The 22,108-nt window shown below is 71.5% G+C and carries 24 protein-coding genes; 13 read left to right on the forward strand and 11 right to left on the reverse strand.

Annotated features, from left to right (window positions below):
* Nucleotides 1-17: 17 nt before the first annotated feature.
* Together ACEXOR_RS14845 and ACEXOR_RS14850 are read right to left on the reverse strand one after the other, a co-directional pair.
* Nucleotides 18-428 (reverse strand): ATP-binding protein, encoded by a 411-nt coding sequence (locus ACEXOR_RS14845; RefSeq protein ID WP_374850481.1) that lies wholly within the window; start codon nt 426-428, stop codon nt 18-20.
* Entirely contained in the window at nt 421-753 is a 333-nt protein-coding gene (locus ACEXOR_RS14850) for an STAS domain-containing protein (RefSeq protein ID WP_374850482.1), read from the reverse strand. The genes ACEXOR_RS14845 and ACEXOR_RS14850 overlap by 8 nt, the downstream gene beginning before the upstream one ends.
* A 52-nt stretch (nt 754-805) precedes the next feature.
* On the opposite strand from ACEXOR_RS14850, the gene ACEXOR_RS14855 reads away from it, so the two are divergent.
* The gene (locus tag ACEXOR_RS14855) at nt 806-1,021 is read left to right on the forward strand and encodes a hypothetical protein (RefSeq protein ID WP_374850483.1); all 216 of its coding nucleotides are present in this window, start codon (nt 806-808) and stop codon (nt 1,019-1,021) included.
* Complete coding sequence (locus tag ACEXOR_RS14860; RefSeq protein ID WP_374850484.1) at nt 1,018-1,581, forward strand: CDP-alcohol phosphatidyltransferase family protein; 564 nt, start codon at nt 1,018-1,020, stop codon at nt 1,579-1,581. The genes ACEXOR_RS14855 and ACEXOR_RS14860 overlap by 4 nt, the downstream gene beginning before the upstream one ends.
* On the opposite strand, the gene ACEXOR_RS14865 is transcribed toward ACEXOR_RS14860, so the two are convergent.
* The 4 genes from ACEXOR_RS14865 to ACEXOR_RS14880 are packed head-to-tail and all read right to left on the reverse strand — an operon-like array spanning nt 1,569 to nt 4,868.
* On the reverse strand, nt 1,569-2,699 hold the full coding sequence (locus ACEXOR_RS14865) for a sulfate/molybdate ABC transporter ATP-binding protein (RefSeq protein ID WP_374850485.1): 1,131 nt from the start codon (nt 2,697-2,699) through the stop codon (nt 1,569-1,571). The two genes, ACEXOR_RS14860 and ACEXOR_RS14865, sit on opposite strands and share 13 nt — an antisense overlap.
* The gene (locus tag ACEXOR_RS14870; RefSeq protein ID WP_374850486.1) at nt 2,696-3,562 is read right to left on the reverse strand and encodes an ABC transporter permease; all 867 of its coding nucleotides are present in this window, start codon (nt 3,560-3,562) and stop codon (nt 2,696-2,698) included. The genes ACEXOR_RS14865 and ACEXOR_RS14870 overlap by 4 nt, the downstream gene beginning before the upstream one ends.
* Nucleotides 3,559-4,416 carry a molybdate ABC transporter substrate-binding protein gene (gene modA, locus ACEXOR_RS14875; RefSeq protein WP_374850487.1) on the reverse strand — a complete coding sequence of 286 codons (858 nt, stop codon included), beginning with the start codon at nt 4,414-4,416 and terminating at the stop codon, nt 3,559-3,561. The genes ACEXOR_RS14870 and modA overlap by 4 nt, the downstream gene beginning before the upstream one ends.
* Nucleotides 4,413-4,868, reverse strand: a complete 456-nt coding sequence (locus tag ACEXOR_RS14880) for a TOBE domain-containing protein (protein WP_374850488.1) — start codon at nt 4,866-4,868, stop codon at nt 4,413-4,415. Before ACEXOR_RS14880 ends, modA begins: the two co-directional genes overlap by 4 nt.
* 234 nt (nt 4,869-5,102) lie before the next feature.
* On the opposite strand from ACEXOR_RS14880, the gene ACEXOR_RS14885 reads away from it, so the two are divergent.
* From ACEXOR_RS14885 to ACEXOR_RS14895, 3 genes are all read left to right on the forward strand, one after another.
* Nucleotides 5,103-5,576, forward strand: coding sequence for a hypothetical protein (locus ACEXOR_RS14885; protein ID WP_374850489.1), 474 nt, complete (start codon nt 5,103-5,105; stop codon nt 5,574-5,576).
* 101 nt (nt 5,577-5,677) lie between these two features.
* Nucleotides 5,678-6,127 carry a hypothetical protein gene (locus tag ACEXOR_RS14890; RefSeq protein ID WP_374850490.1) on the forward strand — a complete coding sequence of 150 codons (450 nt, stop codon included), beginning with the start codon at nt 5,678-5,680 and terminating at the stop codon, nt 6,125-6,127.
* Between the two features lie 69 nt (nt 6,128-6,196).
* Nucleotides 6,197-6,931, forward strand: coding sequence for a hypothetical protein (locus ACEXOR_RS14895; RefSeq protein ID WP_374850492.1), 735 nt, complete (start codon nt 6,197-6,199; stop codon nt 6,929-6,931).
* Between the two features lie 51 nt (nt 6,932-6,982).
* Here ACEXOR_RS14895 and ACEXOR_RS14900 read toward each other — a convergent pair whose 3' ends face one another.
* The 4 genes from ACEXOR_RS14900 to ACEXOR_RS14915 form a co-directional block, all read right to left on the reverse strand.
* Complete coding sequence (locus ACEXOR_RS14900; RefSeq protein ID WP_374850493.1) at nt 6,983-8,290, reverse strand: cell wall-binding repeat-containing protein; 1,308 nt, start codon at nt 8,288-8,290, stop codon at nt 6,983-6,985.
* Nucleotides 8,291-8,360: 70 nt separating this feature from the next.
* Nucleotides 8,361-8,732: a Rossmann-fold NAD(P)-binding domain-containing protein gene (locus ACEXOR_RS14905; RefSeq protein ID WP_374850495.1), complete on the reverse strand. Its 372-nt coding sequence runs from the start codon at nt 8,730-8,732 to the stop codon at nt 8,361-8,363.
* Nucleotides 8,733-8,965: 233 nt separating this feature from the next.
* Nucleotides 8,966-11,614 carry an ATP-dependent Clp protease ATP-binding subunit gene (locus tag ACEXOR_RS14910; protein ID WP_374850496.1) on the reverse strand — a complete coding sequence of 883 codons (2,649 nt, stop codon included), beginning with the start codon at nt 11,612-11,614 and terminating at the stop codon, nt 8,966-8,968.
* 104 nt (nt 11,615-11,718) lie between these two features.
* On the reverse strand, nt 11,719-13,446 hold the full coding sequence (locus ACEXOR_RS14915) for a long-chain-fatty-acid--CoA ligase (RefSeq protein WP_374850497.1): 1,728 nt from the start codon (nt 13,444-13,446) through the stop codon (nt 11,719-11,721).
* A gap of 95 nt (nt 13,447-13,541) precedes the next feature.
* On the opposite strand from ACEXOR_RS14915, the gene ACEXOR_RS14920 reads away from it, so the two are divergent.
* The 8 genes from ACEXOR_RS14920 (at nt 13,542) to ACEXOR_RS14955 (ending at nt 20,512) form a co-directional block, all read left to right on the forward strand.
* Complete coding sequence (locus ACEXOR_RS14920) at nt 13,542-14,111, forward strand: hypothetical protein (RefSeq protein WP_374850498.1); 570 nt, start codon at nt 13,542-13,544, stop codon at nt 14,109-14,111.
* A gap of 342 nt (nt 14,112-14,453) precedes the next feature.
* Nucleotides 14,454-15,587 (forward strand): M20/M25/M40 family metallo-hydrolase, encoded by a 1,134-nt coding sequence (locus tag ACEXOR_RS14925; RefSeq protein ID WP_374850499.1) that lies wholly within the window; start codon nt 14,454-14,456, stop codon nt 15,585-15,587.
* A gap of 60 nt (nt 15,588-15,647) precedes the next feature.
* Nucleotides 15,648-16,802 carry an FAD-dependent oxidoreductase gene (locus ACEXOR_RS14930; protein WP_374850500.1) on the forward strand — a complete coding sequence of 385 codons (1,155 nt, stop codon included), beginning with the start codon at nt 15,648-15,650 and terminating at the stop codon, nt 16,800-16,802.
* Nucleotides 16,799-17,395, forward strand: a complete 597-nt coding sequence (locus ACEXOR_RS14935; protein ID WP_374850501.1) for an amino acid synthesis family protein — start codon at nt 16,799-16,801, stop codon at nt 17,393-17,395. The genes ACEXOR_RS14930 and ACEXOR_RS14935 overlap by 4 nt, the downstream gene beginning before the upstream one ends.
* Before the next feature lie 3 nt (nt 17,396-17,398).
* Nucleotides 17,399-18,178, forward strand: coding sequence for a class II aldolase/adducin family protein (locus tag ACEXOR_RS14940; RefSeq protein ID WP_374850502.1), 780 nt, complete (start codon nt 17,399-17,401; stop codon nt 18,176-18,178).
* A 76-nt stretch (nt 18,179-18,254) separates the two neighbouring features.
* Nucleotides 18,255-19,190 (forward strand): 3-hydroxyacyl-CoA dehydrogenase NAD-binding domain-containing protein, encoded by a 936-nt coding sequence (locus ACEXOR_RS14945; RefSeq protein WP_374850503.1) that lies wholly within the window; start codon nt 18,255-18,257, stop codon nt 19,188-19,190.
* Nucleotides 19,190-20,029 carry an alpha/beta fold hydrolase gene (locus ACEXOR_RS14950; RefSeq protein WP_374850504.1) on the forward strand — a complete coding sequence of 280 codons (840 nt, stop codon included), beginning with the start codon at nt 19,190-19,192 and terminating at the stop codon, nt 20,027-20,029. The genes ACEXOR_RS14945 and ACEXOR_RS14950 overlap by 1 nt, the downstream gene beginning before the upstream one ends.
* Nucleotides 20,030-20,053: 24 nt before the next feature.
* The gene (locus tag ACEXOR_RS14955) at nt 20,054-20,512 is read left to right on the forward strand and encodes a YbhB/YbcL family Raf kinase inhibitor-like protein (RefSeq protein WP_374850505.1); all 459 of its coding nucleotides are present in this window, start codon (nt 20,054-20,056) and stop codon (nt 20,510-20,512) included.
* A gap of 79 nt (nt 20,513-20,591) precedes the next feature.
* Here the strand turns inward: ACEXOR_RS14955 and ACEXOR_RS14960 are convergent, their stop codons facing one another.
* A complete protein-coding gene (locus tag ACEXOR_RS14960; RefSeq protein WP_374850506.1) occupies nt 20,592-22,106 on the reverse strand; it encodes a GMC family oxidoreductase in 1,515 nt (504 codons plus the stop codon).
* Nucleotides 22,107-22,108: the final 2 nt, after the last annotated feature.

Below are 22,108 nucleotides of genomic sequence, written 5' to 3' on the forward strand. Positions count from 1 at the left end.
GGGTGCCGCGGCGATGCTCAGGCCTGGCGGGCCTTGCTGATGGTCCACACGTTGCGCTCGTCGACCCGTTCGTAGCGGAGGTCGTCGACGAGCGCCTGGATGAGGGCGATGCCCCGCCCCGACTCGCTCAGCTCGTCGGGCATCTCACGCCGAACGAGCACGATCCCCCCGGCATCTGCCGTGTCGGCGAGCGAGGCGTGCAATCCGTTCGCGTCGCTCCGCACCGAGAGCACGCAGGTGACGCCGCCCTCGCCCGAGGCGTGCTGGATGAGGTTGGCGGCCAGCTCGACCAGGGCCGTCTCGAACGCCATCCTGTCGTACTCGCCCACCTCGGGGTTCTGCTGCCAGACCTGCTCGAGGAACTCGTGCACCGCGTCGACGTCGTCGGGCGGGGCGCTGAACACCAGGCTCGTGCTGCTCTCAGTCACGGTAGGCCTCCTCGACGCTCGCGTAGGGGCGAAGGATCGTGTCGACGTTCGACAGCTTGAGCACCATCGACACCTGCGCCGACGGCGCCACGATCCGCAGGTCGCCGCCCTTCTCGCGGGTCGATTTGAGGCAGCTGATCAGGGCGCCGAGGCCCGAGGAGTCCATGAACGGGATGCGGCTGAGCTCGACCACCACGCGGGTGTTGCCGCCATCCACCGCCCGCAGCACCGTCTCTCGGAGAGCGGGCCCCGACACCATGTTCAGTCGGCCGTCGCCCCGGATCACGGCGATGCCGTCATCCGTCGTCTCGGTCTGGAACTCCATCGGCCACGATCCCCTCGAAGTAAGCTTGCCCCAGGCTATCGAAAGGAGGAGCGTGTCCGATCCGGAAAAGGCCATTGCGCGCATCGTGCAGACCTATCCCAACGTGAAGGTCGTGCTGAGCGACAGCGTCTTCAACGACTCCTACTACCACGCGGCGGGGCCTGACGGCGGCACCCTCTACATCAACGCCGAGCTCACGGAGATCATCGCCGCCCAGACGGGCTGGACGGGTTCGATCATCACCTCAGAGGCGATGCCCGACCAGTGAATCTGCCCAACGCCATCTCGCTCGGGCGGCTGCTGGTTCTGACCCCGCTGTTCGTGGTGTCGGTACTGGCCTGGCGGCAGCCGGCGGCGGCGTTGGTGCTGCTGGTCGTGCTCGGCATCACCGACTGGCTCGACGGATTCATCGCCCGCCGCTTCGACCTGGTCACCGAGCTCGGCAAGCGCCTCGACCCGCTCGCCGACCGGGTGAGCCAGGTGGTCGTCTGCGTCACCCTCGTGCTCGCGGGCTTCGTTCCGCTCTGGATGGCGATCGTGCTGATCGTGGGCGATCTCGTGCTCGGGGCCGCGATCCTCATCGCGCGGCCCCAGGTGGTGCGGGTGAGCACCCTCGGGCGCCTCCGCACCGTGCTGCTGATGGCCGGTTTCCCCCTGCTGCTGCTGATCGAGTGGCTGGCTCCCGGCGATCCGGTGGCGCAGACCATCGCGCTCGTGGTCGTGGGTGCCGGGGTGGTGCTGCACGGCCTTGCGAACGTGCAGTACGCCTGGGTCACGCTGCGCGAGGGCCGCGCCGGAGCGCCGACGGTCCCCGCTCAGCGCGGGTAGGCCAGCGCGTCCTCGGCCGCGAAACCGCAGTGCACCCGAACGCCGGGCGCGAGGTCGAGCGCCGCGGCGTCACCCGGGCTGAGGTCGGCCGACAGGCGATCGGTGCGAACGCGCACGGTGTCGCCGTGCTGTTCGAGGTCGATGACGGTGGCCTCGAGCAGGTTGCGCGCCCCCGTCGGCGCCTCGAGCGTCTCCCGCGCGAGCGTCACGCGGGCGGGGCGCACGGCCACCGCTGCCGTCGTACCGGGCGGCAGCGGTGCATCGACGGCGGCCCGGATGCGCCCCCCGCCGTCGAGATCCACGGTCGCGACTGCGGCTCCCGGGCCCCCTCCGGGGCCCTCGTCCCGTGAGGGCGACGCAGCGGCCGTGCCGGCCGTGCCGACCACCGTGCCCACGAGCAGATTGAGTGCCGCCAACCCGGCGGTGAAGACGTTGCCCGGCCGGTCGAGCACTGAACGGGTCGGCCCGGAGTCGACCACGCGTCCCGCATCCATCACCACCACGCGGTCGGCGAGCGTGTACGCGTCGAGGATGTCGTGGGTGACGATCAGCGCGCTGCGGCCGGCGAGCACGCGCTTCAGCATCCGGCGCAGCGCCGGGGCGTGCGCGGCGTCGAGCGCCGAGAGCGGTTCGTCGAGCAGCAGCAGTCTCGGCTCCGCGGCGAGGGCCCGCGCCACGGCGATGCGCTGGGCCTGACCGCCCGAGAGGCTGCCGGGCGGGCGGTCGGCGAACTCGGCGGCGTCGACCTCGGCGAGCCAGCGATCGGCGGCGAGCCGGGACTCCCGCACCCCGACACCGGCACTGCGCGGCCCGAACGCCACGTTCTCGCGCACGCTCAGGTGCGGGAACAACAGGGCGTCCTGCGCCAGCAGAGCCACTCCGCGCCGATGGGCGGGCAGCCAACGGCGAGCCCCGTGGCGGCCGGGCAGGTCGAACAGCTCCGCGCCGTCGAGCGTGGCGGTCCCGTGGTCGGGGCGGATGAGGCCGGCCACCACGCCGAGCAGCGTCGACTTGCCCGCCCCGTTGGGGCCGAGCACGGCGACGGTCTCGCCGTCGGCCAGGTCGAGCTGAGCGTCGAAGCCGCGCTCGTGCACCCGGGCGTCGAGGGAGAGCGTCATGGCCGCGCCCTCTCAGCCGTGCGGGCGGGCCGCCATCCGGAGCGGCCGTCACGCGACCCGGGTCGGCCGCGGGTTCCGCCGAGGCCGGGGAGCCCCGCCTGATGGGCGACGCCGACCACCAGCACGGCCACGACCACGAGAACCAGAGAGAGGGCGACCGCGGCATCCGGATCGGTCTCGCGCTGCAGGTAGATCTCGAGCGGCAGGGTGCGGGTGACGCCCTGCAGGCTGCCGGCGAAGGTGAGCGTGGCGCCGAACTCGCCGAGTGCGCGCGCGAAGGACAGCACGGCCCCCGACACCAGGGCCGGCAGTACCAGGGGCAGGGTGATGCGGCGGAGCACGGTGGAGGGGGCGGCGCCGAGCGTGGCCGCGACCGCCTCGTAGCGGGTGCCTGCCGTGCGCAGCGCCCCCTCGAGGCTCAGCACCAGGAAGGGCAGCGCCACGAAGGTCTGCGCCAGCACGACGGCGGTGGTCGAAAAGGCGATCTCGATGCCGAACGCCTCGAACGACGAGCCGAGCAGACCCCGCCGGCCGAAGGTGTAGAGCAGCGCGATGCCGCCGACCACGGGCGGCAGCACGAGCGGCAGCAGCACCAGCGACCGCAGCACCCGCTGCCCGCGGAACCGCGTGCGGGCGAGCACGATCGCCATCGGAACCCCGAGCAGAACGCAGAGCGCGGTGGCCGCCAGCGAGGTGCGCAGGCTCAGCCAGAGCGCAGCCACCGACGACTCCGAGGTGACGAGAGGGAGGAACTCCGCCCAGTTCACCCGCAGCACCATCGCCAGCAACGGCAGCAGCACGAAGAGCGCCCCGGCCGCGGCGACCGCCACCAGCCACCGCGGAACGCCGGCGGAGCCCGTCACGGCGCCCCGAAGCCGGCGGCGGCGAGCACGTCGAGGCCGTCAGGGGAGGTGACGTAGGCGACGAAGGCCTCGGCCAGCGCCGGGTTCGCCGTGTCGGCGACGGGAGCGATCGGGTAGGTGTTCACGGCGCCGGCCGACTCGGCGAACTCGATGCCCGTCACCGCGTCACCCGCCGCCGCGACATCGGTCACGTACACCAGCCCGGCATCCGCCTCGCCCGAGGTCACCTTGCCGAGCACGTCGGTGACCGACGACTCCTCGCTCACCGGGGTGAGCGTGACGCCCGAGGCCGCCTCGACCGCGGCGGTCGCGGCCCCGCAGGGCACCTGAGGCGCGCACACCACCGTCTTCACGCCCGGGCGGGCGAGGTCGGCGAACGCGGCGATGCCGGCGGGGTTCGCGGGCGGCACCGCGATCTCGAGCGTGTTCGTGGCGAAGTCGACCGGCGCATCCGCCGCCACCAGCCCGGAATCGGTGAGCTTGGCCATGTTCGTCGTGTCGGCCGAGGCGAACACGTCGGCCGGAGCGCCCTCGGTGATCTGCGTCACGAGATCGGAGGAGCCGGCGACGTTCAGCTGCACCGTGGTGCCGGGGTGGGCCGCCTCGAACTGTTCGGCGAGCTCGGTGAAGGTGCCCTTGAGCGAGGCGGCGGCGAAGACCGTGATCGATCCGGTGAGGGCCGCGTCGGCGCTCGCCGTGCTCTCGCCGCCGGCCGCCGGTGACGCCGCCGGCTCGCTGCTGCCCGCGCAGCCGCCTAGGGCGAGGGCGACGGATGCCGTCAGCACCGCGATCACCCCGGCCCGCGAGCGGCGTCGCCGGCCGCGGTTGGCCGCGTCGGTCGGGCCCGCCCTCATTCGGAGGCTGCCCGGGTCTGAGCACCGGAGCGGCCGGAGGGCGCAGCGCCCTCGCCCGCCGCCGGCGTCTCGATGATGACGGTGGTGGCCTTGACCACGGCCACCGCCACCGATCCCGGCTCGAGCCCGAGGTCGCGAACCGCCTCGCTGGACATCAGCGACACCACGCGGTGCGGGCCGCACTGCAGCTCCACCTGGGCCATCACCCGATCGGCCACCACCTCGGTCACGATCCCGACGAAGCGGTTGCGCGCGCTGCGGCCCACGTCGGACGGGTCGGCGGGCAGCACGGCGTTCTTGCGGGCCAGCTGCGCGAGGCTCAGGCCGTCGACGGTGGCGCGGCCGGAGGCGTCGGCGGTGCTCTCGAGCAGGCCGGAGTCGATCCAGCGCCGCACGGTGTCGTCGCTCACTCCGAGGAAGGCCGCTGCATCCCTGATGCGTATCTGCGTCATGGAAGACACTGTAGATCCGAATCTGCGGTTGTGGAAACCGCAACCATGAGTATGCAGAGAGGCCAGTCGATCGGCCGGATCGCTCCGAAGACCGGAGGTGATGACCCCCGGTGTGGTGCCTTGCGCGATGCGCCCCCTCGGAACAGGCTGGACGAAGAACCACCGCGTGCCGCCCTCGGATTCGAGCGGGGCACGCCCCACCCCACCGGCAGCGTCGCCGGGGAAGGACGATCGATGAGGATCGGATCAGAGCAGGACTCCGTCAACCGAACCGGCTGGTTCGCGGTGGAGGGGGGATTCGCGGCGGCCGTGGCGGCACTGGCCTCGAGCCAGGTGCTGCTGCTCGCCGCAGCCGGCAACAACGTGGCCGCCTGGAATGCGGCGGCACTGACGGGGGTGCTCTCCGCGGTGGGAGCCGGACTGTGGGCGCTGCTGGTGGGCCTGGCTGCCTGGCCGCTAGTGAACCGGCAGGCGCTGAGTGTGCGCGACCGGGGGTACGCGGTGCTGCACATCGTGGCCATCGGCACTGCCGTGCCGTGGACCGTGCTCGCTCTGCTGCTCGGGTCGTGGCAGGCCACCACCATCACCGTCGTGGTGGCCGTGGCCGCCGGGGGTGCGGGCGGCTACGTGGCCGCGCGGGCCGTGTGGGTGGGGCACCGGATGGCCCCGCTCTCCTCGACCCCCACCTACTTCACGGCACGACGCTGAGGCCCACGCGGGGAGGCCGGTGCCGGGCGTGTTCTGTCTCCGCCCCGTCTCGCTAGCATGGGCCGACGGATGCCGGGCATCCGCGAACCGGAAGGACACCTGTGACCGCGCCTCTCGCCGCCCCGCGCGCCGCGCCGCTGCCGGTGCGGGTGCGCTTCGTGGTGGCCGGGTCGACCGCATCGGCCGGCATCGGTTTCGCGGTCGCGGTGCTGGAGATCGCCGCCAGCACCGGGTTCCGGCCCGCGGCCTGGGGCATCGACGTTCTGGCTGCCCTGGCCGTGGGCTTCACGGTGGGAGTGGTGTTCACGGTGGCCGCGGTCGTCGTGCTCGCGCTCACGAGGCGGTTCAGGATGCCGGTCGCCGGAGTCGCCCGGCCGATCGTGCTCGGGGCGGCGGCTGCGGCGGCCACCGTGCTTATCGGGCTGCTCGTCGAGTCGCAGCATCCCGCCATCTGGCCGGAGTGGCCGCTCGTGCTGCTGCCCGCGCTGCTCGGCGGAGTGGCGTCGGCGCTCGCTGCGGCCACCGACCGCGGCACCCGCCGGGCCGGCTGACCTCCGACCCTCGCGCGGGGTCTTGTTACGCTGGGTCGAGGGCAGAACCGCCCGGCACCGGGGGAGAAGATGCACGATCAATCGACGAGCCGACGTCGGCGCCTGGCTCTCGGATGCGCCGCTGCCGCCGTGCTCATCGCCCTGAGCGGGTGCACGCCCGGCTCCGGGTCGGGCGGTACCGACGTGGCCGGAACCGACGCGTCGAGCACCGATCCCGGCGTCGAGCAGTCCGCCGCTCCGACTCCCACGCCCACAGCCGACGCCGTCCCCTCGATCGTCATCACCCCCGAGACGGTCCAGCTCGCCGATGCCGCAGGCTCCCTGCTCGGCGAGTACGCCTACGACGGCACCGCTAGCCTCGCGATCGACGCTTTCACGACGTTGTTGGGTGAACCCACCGAAAAGCCCTACAAGGGCGGCTCGGAGGGCGGTCCGGGCGTGGAGTACGTGTGGGACGGCATCCTGATCTCCGACAGCGAGCGGCCGGCGGAGCCGGGAGCCGCGAACGGCAACGACTTCACCGTCATCGCCTCGGCGCCCACGGTCGACGGGGTGGACGGCGAGATCGCCGTCACCACCCCCGGCGGCTTCGAGGTGGGCGAGACCCTCACCCAGGTGCTCTCGACGCCCGGCACCATCTCAGGCGGCCTGCCCGGTGAGGTGGCCGTGCAGTTCGGAGCCTCGCGAGGGGCCAGTGAGACGCAGCTGTTCCCGAACGCCTATGCGGTCGTCGTGTACGGCGACACCTCGGGTTCGGTGAAGACCATCATCGCGCCCTCGAACCTGGGTGTCGCCCGCGTCTGATCGAGTGAGGTCGAAGGGTGCGGCCGGCCGGAGCCGACCGCACCCGTCGGTTCAGCCCAGGTGGCCGGTGAGTTCCCGGTACACCGCCGCCGAGACGGTGTTCAGTCCGCCGAGCACCACGATGTGCGAGGGCTGCAGGCGGTCCAGCTCGACCGCTGTGACGTCGGGCACGCTGTCACGGGTGACGAGCAGCACGGGCGCGCCGTTCGTGATGGCCGCGGCCGAGCCGGAGAGCGCGTCGGGGAAGACCTCGCCCGAGGCGACGTACACGGTGTGCGAGCCGGGCGTCGTGAAGGCGTCCTTCGAGACCCTCGCCGCCACCTTGAAGCGGTCGGCGCCGTCGACGCGTGTCACCGGCGCGAGACCGGCGAGAGTGCCCTCCGTCGTCGTCGAGACGGTCGCGGTTCCGCCGAGCAGCACGATGCGGTCGGGGCTGAGACGGCCGATCTCCGCGGCGATCTGCGTGGGCACCGCGTTCTTCTGCACCAGCAGCACGGGGCCGCCCAGAAGACCGGCGGCGGCCGAGCCCGAGAGGGCGTCGGGGAAGACCTCGCCCGAGGCCACGTAGACCGTCGACCGGTCGACGCCGAAGGTGTCGAGCGAGATCGCGGCCGACACGGCGTAACGGTCGGCTCCCTCGACCCGATCGACGTCGCCGCTGAAGCCACCGAGTGCCGTCTCGACGGCGGCGCTCACGGTGGCGGTGCCGCCCAGCAGCACGATCCGCTCCGGCGACAGGCGCGTCAGCTCATCGGCGACCACGGTGGGGATTCCGTCGTGGCGCACCAGCAGAACGGGCGCGCCGTTCGCGCCGGCGGCCGCGGAGGCCGACAGCGCATCCGGGAACACCTCGCCGGAGGCGACGTAGACCACCGCGGCGTCTTCGGCGAACTTCTTCGCCGACACCGCGGCCGACACGGCGAACCGGTCGGCGCCGTCGATTCGCTCGATCGACGGCTGCACGTCGAGCGAGACCTTCGCATCCACGGTGACGCACGGAAGGGTGACCTCGATCTTCACGCAGTAGGAGAACGAGTCGGCGCCCGCGAACCCGTCGGTGGGAACGTAGGTGAATCCTCCGTCGGCGCCTGTTCTCGTGAGGTCGCCGTGGGCCGGGTAGGTGGAGATGTGCAGCAGGGCGTTCGCGTCGATGCCGAGGTCGTTCGCGAACAGGCCTTGGGCTGCCGCGACGGTGAAGGGCATCCCCGCCGGAACGGTGTAGCTGTCGTCGGCCACCGTATAGCCCTCGGCGTGGGCTGCGGCGGGTGTCAGCAGTGCTGCGGACAGGGCGAACGCGCCGGCCAGAGAACCCGCGCGGACGAGGGCTCTACGACGGGCGGGGGAATCGTGACGGTTCATGGTCGAACTCCTGAGGTAGATGAATAATGCTCACCTCAGTGTGACACGAACCGCGGATGACGACAATTCCTCAGAGAAGAGGCGACGGTACCTCGTCGAGCGCGGGCGCCACCACGAGCACCTCGGCCTCGGGCCAGCGCGACGCGAACAGCTCGCGGCTCACGGAGCTCCGGCACGGATGTCCGTCACCGGCCACGAGGGCCAGCACGTCGACCGTGCCGAAGCTCTCCTCGATCACGCTCATGGCGATGTCGAGGGTAGCCGGGTCGGGCGTGCGGATCTCGGCGGTCAGCACCGCGTCCGCGTGCTCGTTCACCAGCGGGGCGAAGGCCGACACGTCGGACGCGATGATCGCGACCTGGTGGCCTTCGTGGAGCAGCATCGAGGCCAGTCCCGTCGTCTCGTCGTTGTCATCGCTGACGATGCACCATACCGCTGCCATGTCGACCTCCAGGATCCGGACGCGAGAGCGTCGTGAGCCGGCGCCCGAATCGGTCGCCGTGCCTCCATGGTTCTCAATCCGGGCCCTGCGCGGAGCATTCCCGGGGACCAGGTGTCGGCACTCCGGTGCCATCCGCCTCGGGGGCGCGACGCCGTCTGCGGCATGACGAAGGGGCCGGACACCGGATGGTGCCCGACCCCTGAGCCGTTCGCGGAGCGTGCCGCAGGTGCGCCCTACGCCGCGAAGGCGAGGGTGGCGCCGGTCTCGGCGTCGTCGGCCGCGTCGTCGGCGGTGACCCGCAGTCCGCCGTCCCGCGCATCCACCGTCACCGCGCCGCCGTCGACGAGCGAACCCGTCACGAGCAGGTCGGCGATGGCGTCGTCGACGTTGCGCTGGATGACGCGGCGGAGAGGCCGCGCGCCGTACTCGGGCTCGTAGCCGTTGTCGGCCATCCAGTCGATCGCGGCATCCGTCACCGTGAGCTCGATCTCGTGCGCCGCGAGCCGGGTGCGGGTGGCACCGAGCAGCAGCGACACGATCTGGCGCAGCTGCGCCTTCTCGAGCTTGCGGAAGAGCACGATCTCGTCGATGCGGTTGAGGAACTCGGGCCGCATCGCCTCACGCAGCTTGCCCATCACCCGGTCGCGCAGCGCCTTGTCGGAGCCGAACCCGTTGTCGCTGCCGTCGGCCGAGCGGGCCACGAAGCCCATGGCGCCCGACCGCGAGGCCAGGAACTCCGACCCGAGGTTCGAGGTCATGACCACCACGGTGTTGCGGAAGTCGACCGTGCGACCCTGACCGTCGGTCAGCCGCCCGTCGTCGAGCACCTGCAGCAGCAGGTTGAACACGTCGGGGTGGGCCTTCTCGATCTCGTCGAACAGCACCACCGAGTACGGGTTGCGGCGAACGCGCTCGGTCAGCTGACCGGCCTCGTCGTAGCCCACGTATCCGGGAGGGGCACCGACCAGACGCGAGACCGTGTGGCGCTCGCCGAACTCCGACATGTCGAAGCGCAGCATGGCCTTCTCGTCGCCGAACAACGACGCCGCGAGGGTCTTCGCCAGCTCGGTCTTGCCGACACCGGTCGGGCCGAGGAACAGGAACGAGCCGATCGGCCGGTTCGCGTCTCCCATGCCCGTGCGGTTGCGGCGAACGGCCTTGGCGACCACGGTCACCGCGTCGTCCTGCCCGATCACGTGCTCGTGCAGCTCGCCCTCGAGGGCGGCCAGACGCTCACGGTCGACATCGCCGATGCGCGAGACCGGGATGCCGGTCGCCCGCGAGATCACCGCGGAAATCTCGGCCTCGTCGACCACAGCATCCAGATCGATGCCACCGGATGCCCGCTCGGCAGCCACTCGGCGGTTGACCGAGGTGGCATCCGCGAGCTGGCGCTGGATGTCCTCGATCTCGTCGCGGATGCGCGACGCCTCCTCGTAGTGCTCGGCCGAGACGGCGGAGTTCTTCGCGGCCTCGAGCGACGCGAGGTCGGTGAGCAGCGACGCCGTGTCGACCACGGTGGGGATGCTGCCGAGCGACAGGCGCAGCCGCGCCCCGGCCTGGTCGATCAGGTCGATGGCCTTGTCGGGCAGGAAGCGGTCGCTCACGTAGCGGGCCGAGAGCTCGACGGCCGCAGAGAGCGCGGCGTCGGTGTACGAGACACCGTGGTGCTCCTCATAGGCGGGGCGGAGGCCCTGCAGGATGAGCACCGAGTCGGAGATCGAGGGCTCGCCCACGGTCACCGGAGAGAAGCGGCGCTCCAGCGCCGGGTCCTTCTCGATGCCGCGGTACTCCTTGAGCGTGGTGGCGCCCAGCAGGTGCAGGTCGCCGCGCGCGAGCCGGGGCTTCAGGATGTTTCCGGCATCCATTCCGCCCTCGCCCGAGCCGCCCGCACCGACCACGGTGTGGATCTCGTCGATGAACACGATGATCTCGTTCTTGTGGGCCGAGATCTCGTCCATCAGCGTGGTGAGGCGCTCCTCGAAGTCGCCGCGGAACTTGGTGCCCGCCAGCATCGCCGGCAGGTCCAGGGCCACCACGCGCTTGTCGCGCAGCTGCTCGGGCACGCCGCCGTCGACGATCGCCTGCGCGATGCCGTCGACGATCGCCGTCTTGCCCACGCCGGCCTCACCGATCAGCACGGGGTTGTTCTTGGTGCGGCGCGAAAGGATCTCGATGGTCTGCTCGATCTCGTCGAGCCGGCCGATCACCGGGTCGAGCTCGCCGTTGCGGGCGAGCTCGGTGAGGTCGGTGCCGAACTTGTCGAGGGTCGGGGTGTCGGACTCGCTCGCCTGGCCGGGGTCGCCGGCCGTCGGCTGCGCATCCGTCGCCTGGCTGCCGCCGAGGTTCTGGCGCATGCCGTCCTGCAGGGCGTCGGGGGTGACGCCCGCCTGGGCGAGCACCTGGCCGGCGGGGGAGTCCTGGTTGATCACGAGGGCGAAGAACAGGTGCTCGGGGTCGATGTAGGTCGAGCCGGATGCGCGGGCCACCTGGTAGGCGTGGAAGAGGGCGCGCTGGGCCGACTGGGTGAGTGCGGGCGCGGTGACGCGATCGCTGCTCGCGGCGGGGAGACGGAGCTCGGCGGCGCGGGCGATGGCGCCCGGGTCGGCTCCGACGTTGCGGATGGCGTCGGCGGCGGGCTGCTGCGGTGCGATGGTGCGCAGGATGTGCAGTGCGTCGAGTTCGCGGTGGCCGTGCTCGACGGCGTAGCTGCCGGCCTCGGAGAGGAGCTCCTGGGTGCGGCGGCTGATCAGCTTGCTGAGATCGATGGAACGGCCGGCGCGCGCGGAGCGCTCGCCCTCGAGGTAGCGTGCGAGAAACTCGTCGAACGAGCTGCTGCCGCCCTCGGTGGAACCGTCTGAGGGAGTGAAGTTCTCGGGCACGAAACCTCCTGGTTTGAAACTTGAGTGCCTTACGCTCAAGTTCAACGCCGAGGGGGCGTGGTTATTCCCACCCCGTCGAGTTGCGAGGGGAAGGGCGCGAGCGGTCAGGCGGACGCGGCCAGCAACTTCTCGCGCACCTCGCGGCGGAGCACCTTGCCGATGAGCGAGCGCGGCAGGTCGTCGACGGCCACGATGCGCTTGGGCACCTTGTAGGCGGCGAGGCGCGTGCGGCAGAAGTCACGCAGGCCCTCGGCGTCGAGCGAGGCGCCCTCGCGCAGCACCACGGCGGCGGCCACGTCTTCACCGCCGCTCGCGCGGGGGAGGGCGACCACGGCGGCGGCTGCGACATCCGGATGCGACTGCAGCGCGTCTTCGACCTCGGTAGGCGACACGTTGAAGCCGCCGGTGATGATGAGCTCCTTCAGCCGGTCGACGATGGTGACGAAGCCGTCGGGCGACACGGTGGCGATGTCGCCGCTGCGCAGCCACCCGCCCGGCAGCAGCGTGGCCGCCGTGTCGCCGGGCCGGCCCCAGTAGCCCTGGAACACCTGCGGGCCGCGGATGAGCAGCTCGCCGGGCTCGCCGAACGGCCGGTCGACGCTCGGGTCGGCCGGGTCGACGACGCGGATCTCGGTGCTCGGGAACGGCACGCCCACGGTGCCGGGTCGGCGGCTCGGCCCGATCGGGTTGCCGAGCGCGATGGGGGAGGCCTCGGTCATGCCGTAGCCCTCCACGAGCAGGCCGCCGGTGGCCTCCTCCCAGCGGCTCACGGTGGCGACCGGCAGGCTCATGGCGCCCGAGATGGCGAACCGCACGGTGGAGAGATCGATCGTGCCGCGCGAGGCGGCGCGGGCCAGCTGGTCGTAGATGGGGGGCACGGCGGGCAGGAAGGTGGGTGGGCTGGTGCGGGCCGCATCCGTCACCAGGCCCAGGTCGAACTTGGGGAACAGCACGAGCTTGGCGCCGATCTTCATGGCGAAGGTGAGGCAGAGCGTCATGCCGTAGGCGTGGAAGAGCGGCAGCACGCCGTAGAACGTCTCCTCGCCCCGGCGGAGCCCCGGCACCCAGGCCACGCCCTGGAGCGCGTTGGCCATCAGGTTGGCGTGCGAGAGGATGGCACCCTTCGGCGTGCCGGTGGTGCCGCTGGTGTACTGCAGCAGGGCGGTGTCGCCGAGGGCGGGGCGCGGCACCTTGCGCGAGATGCGGCGGTGATCGAGCAGCTTCTGCCAGGTGAGCGGATGCGCGGCCCGGGGCTTCTCGGTGAGCTGGGCCCGCGAGGTGCGCGCCTTCTTCACCGGCAGCCGGAGGGCCAGGCGCTTCGCGAGCGGGAGGGCCTCGGTGATGTCGACGCTCACGATGTGCTCGAGCGTGAGGTCGTCGGGGAAGCCGGCGAGGGTGTCGAAGGTCTTGTCCCACACGATGGCCACGCGGGCGCCGTGGTCTTCGAACTGGTGGCGAAGCTCACGGGCCGTGTAGAGGGGGTTGTGCTCGATCACGATGGCGCCTAGCCGCAGGGCGGCGTAGAACGCCACCACGTGCTGGGGGCAGTTGGGCAGCACGATCGCGACGCGGTCGCCCTTCGTCACGCCGAGTCGGCGCAAGCCCTCGGCGGCACGGTCGATCTCTTCGCCGAGCTCGCGATAGGTGGTCTGGGCGCCGAAGAACTCCAGGGCGGGCTTGCGGCCGAAGTCGCGGACGCTCTGCTCGATCATCTCGGGGAGGGTCTGGCTCGGCGTCTCGATCTCGGCCGGCACGTCGGCGGCGTACGAAGGGAGCCAGGGCTTCGAGGCGTAGGGGTCGTGCGGGGTCTCGGCGGGGCTCGGGTGCGTCATGACTCCATCCTGCCGCGAGCCGGCTGGTGGGGCACCGGGGCCCGCCCACCCGACAAACCTTCTACAGGTGTCGCCCTGGCCGCTAAGGTGTGGTCATGACAGGTCGTCACCTCGCCGCCGCCGGGTCTGCCCTCGTGGCCGGATGTCTGCTGACCGCGCTCGCCGGATGCGTGGCTGCGGCAGGGCCCGACGGGGAAGCGGCGGCACCTTCCGCGCCGGCGACGTCTTCACCCGGCCCCCGGCCGACCTCGGCCGGCTCATCCGGTTCTTACTCCCTCGACGGTGCCGGCCCCGACACCCCGGAGTGCCAGCCCGCGTCGGCTGCGGTCATGGCCGCGGTGAACGCCACCATCAGCAATCCGCTGCCCGGCGGCGCGAACGCCGTCGACGCCCTGCTGGCGACTCCCGACCCGGAGCACGCCGTGTGGCTGCTCGCGGGAACCATCCCGTCGACCTCGACCGCGGGAGGGTACGTGGTCGCCTGGGCCACGACCACCGATCCCACGACCGAGACCTTCGACGGCGTCCTCCGCTCCGTCGGCGGAACCACGTCGACGGTGTCCTCCGCCACCGGACTGCAGTTCCCCGACTGGGGACAGCCCGGCGGATTCCCTCCGGCGGTGCTGGAGTGCATGGCGTTGCTCCCCGACAGCACGGGTCGCTGAGGGCGCTGCACGACCTCGTCGAGCTGCACGGTGAAGGGGGCCGCCGCGCGACGCTCGCCACCCGCAATGTGAAGGATCTCCAGGGTCTGCGCATCGACGTGATCGATCCCTGACGCTCCTGAGCTCCCATCGGCGTCACGACCCCGACTCTCAGCGGGGTCGATCGTCGTGCCGGCCGCGCAGACCTGCATCTGTGATGCCGTGTTCCCGCGCCTGTGTTAAGGCCTTGTTACATCTCGCCCCGTCGTGAATAATTCGTAGGGTCGCGTCATATGATGACATTCGCATCTACATGGTGAGAATAACGGCGCACATGACCTGGGTACGGATGAGGGGTTCAGTATGACTGACGGTTCGGTCGACATCGACTTCCAGCAGGCCCTGTCCGAGCTCGTGCCGCAGATCGACGCCACCGTCGACTTCGTCAACGAGCATCCCGAGCTCGCCCACCACGAGACCGAGTGCGCCGCCCACCTCGTGGCCCGGCTCCGCGACGCCGGGTACGACGTGGTGGAGGGCATCGCCGAGATGCCCACCGCCTTCCGCGCCGAACTCACGGGCGGAAGACCCGGCGCCCGCGTCGGCGTGATCGCCGTGTACGACGCCCCCGCCTCGAAAGACGTCGCGGGCGAGGTCGACCCCGTGCACTCCTGCGGCCACGGTCCGCAGGCCGGCGGCGTCATCGGCGCGGCCCTCGCCCTCGCCGCCGTGCGCGAGCAGCTGGCCGGCTCCGTGGTGATCGTGGGCTGCCCGGCCGACGAGATCCACTCCCCGGCCACCCGGGAGCTCGGCAGCGGCAAGGCGCTCACGGCGTACCGCGGCGTGTGGGACGACATCGACGTCGCCCTCTACCCGCATCCGGAGTTCATCGACACCGTCTGGCCCTCGTCGCTCTGGATGCGCCGCGAGACCGCGCGCGTCGTCGGTGAGCGCACCCTGCGCCGCGATGTCGTCTCCACCCCGCTGGTGGCCCTGGCCAACGTGACGGCCATCGCCGCCGCCATCGACCCGGCCACGCTCATCATCGAGACCGTCACGCTCGACGGCGACGTGGAGGAGTCGGCCGGCATGACCTTCGAGGCGAGCTTCCTGCTCTTCGCCCAGACCCAGGATGCCCTCGAGGAGCTCTCCGGCGAGGTGCACGCCCTGCTCGGCCCGGCCACCTGGAGGAACTCGGCCGCCATCGCCGAGGTGCGGCCCGACCCCGCCGTGACGGCCCTCGTGGCCGACGCCTTCGCCGCGGCCGGGCGCGACTTCATCGCCGACCCGCCCGCGCTCGGCTTCGCCACCGACTTCGGCAACGTGACCCAGGTGGCGCGCGCCGCGATCGTGGGTGTCGGCCGGCCCGAGGGCTGGCGGTACCACACGCCGGCCGGCGGCGAGGAGTTCGCCGGGCCGGCCGGCAAGGAGAACGCCAGGGCCATCGCCGAGGTGATCGGGCTCTCCGTCATCCGCATCGGCGCCGCAGCCCTGTAACCCCCACCCGCTCGCACCACCGACCGCACCACACGTGATCAGAACAGATAGGACCACCACATGACCGACAGCCGACGCCATGCCGAGATCTCCGGCGGTGGCTTCGCGGGCCTGACTGCGGCCACCGCCCTCGCCCAGCTGGGCTGGAGCGTGCGGTTGCACGAGCGGGCCTCCGAACTCCGCGCCGAGGGAGCCGGCATCGTGCTCTGGGGCAACAGCCTGCAGGTGCTCGACAAGATCGGCGCCACGCCCGACCTCGAGGCGCGCTCGATGACGCCGCCGGCGTACGAGACCCGGATGAACAACGTCATCCAGTCGCAGGAGACGCTCGAGGGCATCCGCTGGCGCACGATGACGCGGCCGCACCTGCACCAGACCCTGCTCACGGCTGCCCGCGAGTCGGGCGTCGAGATCGTGGCCGGATCAGCCGTGACAGGCGCGACGCCCGATGGCACCATCACCTTCGACGACGGCACCTCGGCCGAGGCCGACCTCATCGTTGGCGCCGACGGTGTGGGTTCGGCGGTGCGCGACTCGCTCGCCATCCCGCTCAAGCGCCAGCGCTCGGGCGACGGCATCACCCGCTTCCTCGTTCCCCGCCGGAAGGCCGAGCTGCAGGCGCTCGAGCCCGACACCGAGTGGGACAACGTGATCGACTTCTGGAACCTCGACCCCCGGGTGCTGCGCGTGCTCTACACCCCGGCCAACGACGAGGAGCTCTACATCGCCCTGATGTCGCCCTCGGCCGACGCCGACGGATCGCGCGTGCCCATCGACCTCGAGCTGTGGACGTCGATCTTCCCGCAGCTCGCGCCGGTGCTCGAAGACGCCGCGAAGATCCAGGGCCGGTACTACGGCTACCAGACCACGCGTCTCGAGCGCTGGACCGACGGCCACGTGGCCCTGATCGGCGACTCGGCGCACGCCATGTGCCCCGCGCTCGCCCAGGGTGCCGGCACCGCGATGCAGAACGCCTACACGCTGGCCGTGGCCGCCACCGAGGCCCTGGCCGCGGGCGCATCCGACGACCTCCCCGACGCGCTCCGCGAGTGGGAGCGCCTCGAGCGCCCCTACACCGACCGCGCCCAGGATCGCTCGCAGTGGTACGCCGACACCCGCGAGATGGCCAAGGGCAACCAGTTCACGGGCGAGAGCATCGAGACGGCCCTGTACAACCCGACCGACCCCGACCGACACGAGGTACACGCAGCATGAGCATCGATTCCATCTACAAGGTCCGCGCCTGGCATTCCTTCGTGCAGGAGACCGTGCACGAACTCGGCCCGGCACCCGAGCAGCCGCTCGTCAAGGCCGCGGTGGCCGTGGTGTTCGAGAACCCGTTCGCCGGCCGCTGGGTCGACGACCTGTCGCCCCTCACCGACGCCAGCGAGAGCCTCGGCACCGAGCTCGGCCGGCGCGCTGTGGCGCTGCTCGGCGGCCGGCCGGTGGAGAGCTACGGCAAGGGCGGCATGGTGGGCGTGAACGGCGAGCAGGAGCACATCGTGGCCTGCGTCACCACCGTGTTCGGCAACGCCCTTCGCGACGCCGTCGGCGGGGGAGAGGCCTGGATCTCCTCGGCCACCAAGGTCGCGGCCACCGGGGCCTCGATCGACCTGCCCCTGGCGTACAAGGATGAGGTCTACGTGCGGTCGCACTACGACGCGATCACGCTGACGCTCCCGGATGCACCGCGGCCCGATGAGATCGTGATCATCGCCGCGGTGGCCACCGGCGGTCGCGTCAACGCCCGCGTCGGCGGCCTGACCGTGGCCGAGGTGCTGGCCGCCAAGAACACCCCGAAGGGATAAGCCGTGACCTACTCGCACACGCAGTACTACGAAGACCAGTCCATCGCGAGCATCCTCGCCGACGTGGCGCGGGCGCACCGCATCCTCGAGCTCGAGGGCCACGGCGACATGTCGATGGGCCACCTCTCCTTCCGTGACCCGTTCGGCCGGGGCCTCTGGCTCAAGCGCGGCAACCTGGCGCTGAGCGAGGTGGAGGGCGACGACTTCATCCTGATCGACTTCGACGGCACCGTGCTCGAGGGCACGGGGCTCCGCCACCTCGAGTGGCCGCTGCACGCCGAGATCATGAAGGCCCGGCCCGACGTGAACTTCGTGGGCCACTCGCACGCGCACTTCTCGACCGTGCTGGGTGCATCCGAGGAGACGCTGAAGCCGTACAACAACCACGGCGTGTGGTTCGCCTACGAGGGCGTGCCCCGGTTCGCCGAGACGAGCCACATCATCACCACGGTGCCGCTCGGCGTCGCCGCGGCGAAGACCCTCGGCAACGCCCAGGCGCTGCTGCTGGCGAACCACGGCGTCGCGTTCGTGGGCAGCACGGTGGCCGAGGTCACGCTCACCGGCATCTTCCTCGAGAAGGCCGCCCGGTTCCAGGTCGACCTGAAGGCCTCGGGCTTCGCCCCGATCGAACCGGATGCCGAGGAGACCAAAGAGAAGTTCGACCGCATCTACCCCGCGAAGGCCCAGCACAACTTCTGGACCTACTTCAACCGCCGCCTCGACCGAGTCGAGACCGCCTTCGGCATCGGCATCTCGCCGATCGGGCTCCCGCCGGGAGTCTGAGCGGCGCAGCCCCTCCCCACCCGCGTTCCACTCCGTGCACCACCCGCGTTCCACCCCCGCGAAAGAGAGCATCACGATGAGCAGTCTCCCCACCATCGCCACCGTCATCGGCTCAGGCACCATGGGCCCCGGCATCGCCGCCACCCTCGCCCGTGCCGGCAGCACCGTGCGCCTGTACGACATCTCCGAAGACGCGATCGCCCGCGCCGAAGCCGCCTACGGCGTGGTGCAGGGCGTGCTCGCCGCGGTCGACTCACCGTCGGCGCCCGGCGGCTCGGTGAGCTTCGGCACCGACCTCGACGAGGCCCTCGCCGGCACCGAACTGATCATCGAGGCCGTGCCCGAGATCCTCACGCTGAAGCAGAAGGTGCTCGCCGACCTCGAGTCGCGCATCGGCGACGACGTCATCATCGCCACGAACACCTCCGGCATCCCGATCAGCACGATGGCCGAGTCCATGACCGTGCCCGGGCGCCTGATCGGCATGCACTGGTCGAACCCGCCGCACCTGATCCCCATGATCGAGGTCATCCCGGGCAAGGCCACCGACCCTGCGCTGGTCGACCGCCTGATCGAGATCGTGAAGGCGTTCAATTACACGCCCGTGCTGGAGAAGGAGATCCCCGGCTTCGTCGAGAACCGCGTGCTCTACGCGATCCTGCGCGAGTGCATGGCGCTGCTGGAGGAGGGCATCGTCACCCCCGAGGGCCTCGACGCCTGCGTGAAGTGGGGCATCGGCTACAAGCTCTCGGTGGTGGGCCCCACGCGCCTGCTCGACATGGCCGGCCTCGACATCTACCAGGCCGTCTCGAGCTACCTCAACAAAGACCTCGACGTCAGCACCGACACCCCGCAGTTCATCAAGGACAAGATCGCGGCCGGCCAGCTCGGCTTCAAGTCGAACGGCGGCATGTACGAGTACGGCGAGGGCGACGTCGACGCCAAGCGCAAGGAGATCATCACGGGCCTGATCGCGGCCCGCAAGACGCTCTCCACCATTCCGAACGTCTGATGCCCGCGCCCGTCACCGTGGAGCCGATCGGCGACGGGCTCTCGCGCACCCGGGGGGCCGAGGTCGACCTCGCGTTCCGGGTGCGTGGCCGCGGCCGGGCCGTGGTGCTGCTGCACGGCACCTCGGCCAACCACGCGGTCTGGGAGCCCGTGGGCGACCGGCTCGCCGAGCAGGCCACCGTGATCGCCCTCGATCAGCGCGGCCACGGCCGGAGCGAGCAGCCCGCCGAGGGCTACACCGGCGACGACTTCGTCTCCGACGTCATCACCGTGCTCGACGCCCTCGGCATCGAGCAGGCCCTCGTCGCCGGGCACTCGCTCGGCGGGCGCAATGCCTGGCTCGCCGCCGCCCGGCATCCGTCGCGCGTCACCGGCGCCGTGGTGGTCGACTACACCCCGTTCGTCGAGACCTCGGTGATCGACGAGCTCGCCGTGCGGGTGGCGGCCGGGTTCCGCGAGTTCGCGGGGCCGGCCGAGATCGAGGCCTACCTGCGCGAACGGTACCCCGCCATCCTGCCCGGCGCCGTCCGGCGTCGCGCCCGCTGGGGCTACCGGGAGCTCGCGTCGGGCCGCTGGGTGCCTCTGGCGTCTCCGGATGCGATGAGCAGGCTCATCGACGGCTTCCGCACGCCCTACGACACCGAGTTCCGAGAGATTGCTGTGCCGATGGTGCACCTCCGCGGCGACGCGAGCAAGATCGTCAGCGAGCGCGCGTGGGAACGGGCGATCGCGCTGCGGCCCCACGACCGGTGGGTGCCGGTGACCGGCGCCGACCACTACATCCCCGAAGAACTCCCCGATCTCGTCGCCGACGAGATCATCCGTGCCCTCACCCCCTGATCCCTGATCGGAAGGAAACCAGCCATGGCCCTCTTCATCGACAAGCTCGCCGTCTCGAGCCCCGACTTCGCGAACCTCGGGCGCATCCCCGACACCTTCAGCGCCGACGGCGGCAACGACACCCCCGCCATCGAGATCTCCGGCCCGCCCGAGGGCACCGTCGAGCTCGCGCTCATCCTGAACGACCCGGATGCGCCGCTGCCGAACGGCTTCACCCACTGGGTGGTCTACGGCATCCCCGCCGACACCACCACGCTCGACGTCACCGCGCCCGGTGTGCGGGTGGCCCCGAACGGCGCCGGAGCGGCCACCTACTACGGCCCGCAGCCGCCGGCCGGCCACGGCGAGCACCACTACTTCTTCCACGTCTACGCGCTGAAGACCCCGGTCGAGGGTGAGCCCTCGCGCGAGGAGTTCCTCGCGACCTACGGCGACTCGGTCATCGAGACGGCGCGCATGGTCGGTACCTTCAGCAACAGCTGACCTCGGGCGCGGCTTCGCGCACGGATGACGGCCCCCGACCTCCTCACGGAGTCGGGGGCCGCTTCGCGTGCGCGAACTATCAGGGGTGAGTCGCCGCGAATCTCTCTGCGATGGCCAGCACCGCCGCGTGCACCGGCCCCGCGGTGATCGACGGGATGACGGAGGCGTCGACCACGAACAGGTTGTCGAGGCCGCGGAACCGCAGGTCGGGCGTCACGGGCGCCGCCTCCGACCGGCCCATGCTCAGCGTGCCCACCGGGTGGTGGTGGGTGATCGCCGCCCGGGCGATGAACGCGTCGGCGTCGTCGGTGCTGTCGACCGGCCCGGCCGGCAGCACCTCGGCGTCGCGCCACCCCGAGAGTGCGTCCGACCCGCCCACGAGGCGCGCTCGCTCGAGCGCCAGCCGGAACGTGGCGCGGTCGTGCTCGGTGTCGAGGTAGTTCGGGTCGATCACCGGTTCGTCGCCGATGTCGGGCCCCGAGACCCGCAGCGAGCCGCGGCTCGTGGGGTTCGTCACGCCGAAGAGCAGCGTGTACGCCCGGCCGGGCACGGCCTCGGCGGCCTCGGCGGTCAGGGCCTCCGACGCGCTCGGCCCCACCACGCAGCCCACCACCAGATCGACCGCTCCGGATGTCTCGTCGAGGCCGAGCCGGGACTGGTACGTCATCGACTCCGACAGCTGCAACCGCGTCGGCGGCACCGGCCGGCGTGACGTGTAGAGGTTCCCGGCCCCCAGCAGGTGGTCGTGCAGGTTCTTGCCCACCTGCTCCGACTCCAGCAGGGTGCGGATGCCCGCCGCCTCGAGGTCGCGGGGGTCGCCGATGCCGGAACGCATGAGCAGCAGCGGGTCGCCGATCGATCCGCCGCAGAGGATGATCTCGTCGGCCTCCAGCACCTCGTCGCGGCCGTCACGGGTCACGGCGACCCCGGTCACCCGTCCGCCGTCGATCAGCAGCCGGTGCACGGTCACGCCCGTGAGCAGGGTGAGGTTCGGCCGGTCGAGCGCGGGGTCGAGGTAGACGTCGGAGACGGTCACCCGTTCGCCGTCGCGGATGGTGAGCGAGTTGGGCGTCGCTCCGAGCATCTCGCCCCGGTTGTGGCCCGGGATGCGTGGCACGCCGAGCGTCTCCCAGGCCGCGAGGTAGTCGAGCACGAGCGGGCTGGAGAGCTCCGGCCCGGGCAGCAGCACGGGCAGCACCGCCTCGGTGCGCTCGAAGGCCGGCAGCAGGGCGTCCCACCCCCAGCGCGCGTCGCCCGTCGCCTCGACCCAGCGGTCGAAGTCGGCCCGGCATCCGCGCATGTGGGCCATGGCGTGCACGAGGCTCGAACCACCGGGGCCCCTGCCCCGGGCCCACTCCAGGGAGCGGCCCGCCAGCCCGGGCTGCGGGGTGGTGCGGTAGGCCCAGTCGTACGACCGGCCGTGGATGAACGGCCACAGCTCGGGACGCCGCATCTCGGGATCGGTGACCCGGGGGCCGGCCTCGAGCACCACGACCCGCCGTGACGGATCGGCGCTCAGCCGGTTCGCCACCACGCTGCCGGCCGAACCGGCGCCGATGACGAGCACATCGGGCCGGCCCACATCCGCGCCCACGG

It is taken from the genome of Herbiconiux liangxiaofengii (genome assembly GCF_041927335.1).
Taxonomy (GTDB): Bacteria; Actinomycetota; Actinomycetes; order Actinomycetales; family Microbacteriaceae; genus Herbiconiux; species Herbiconiux liangxiaofengii.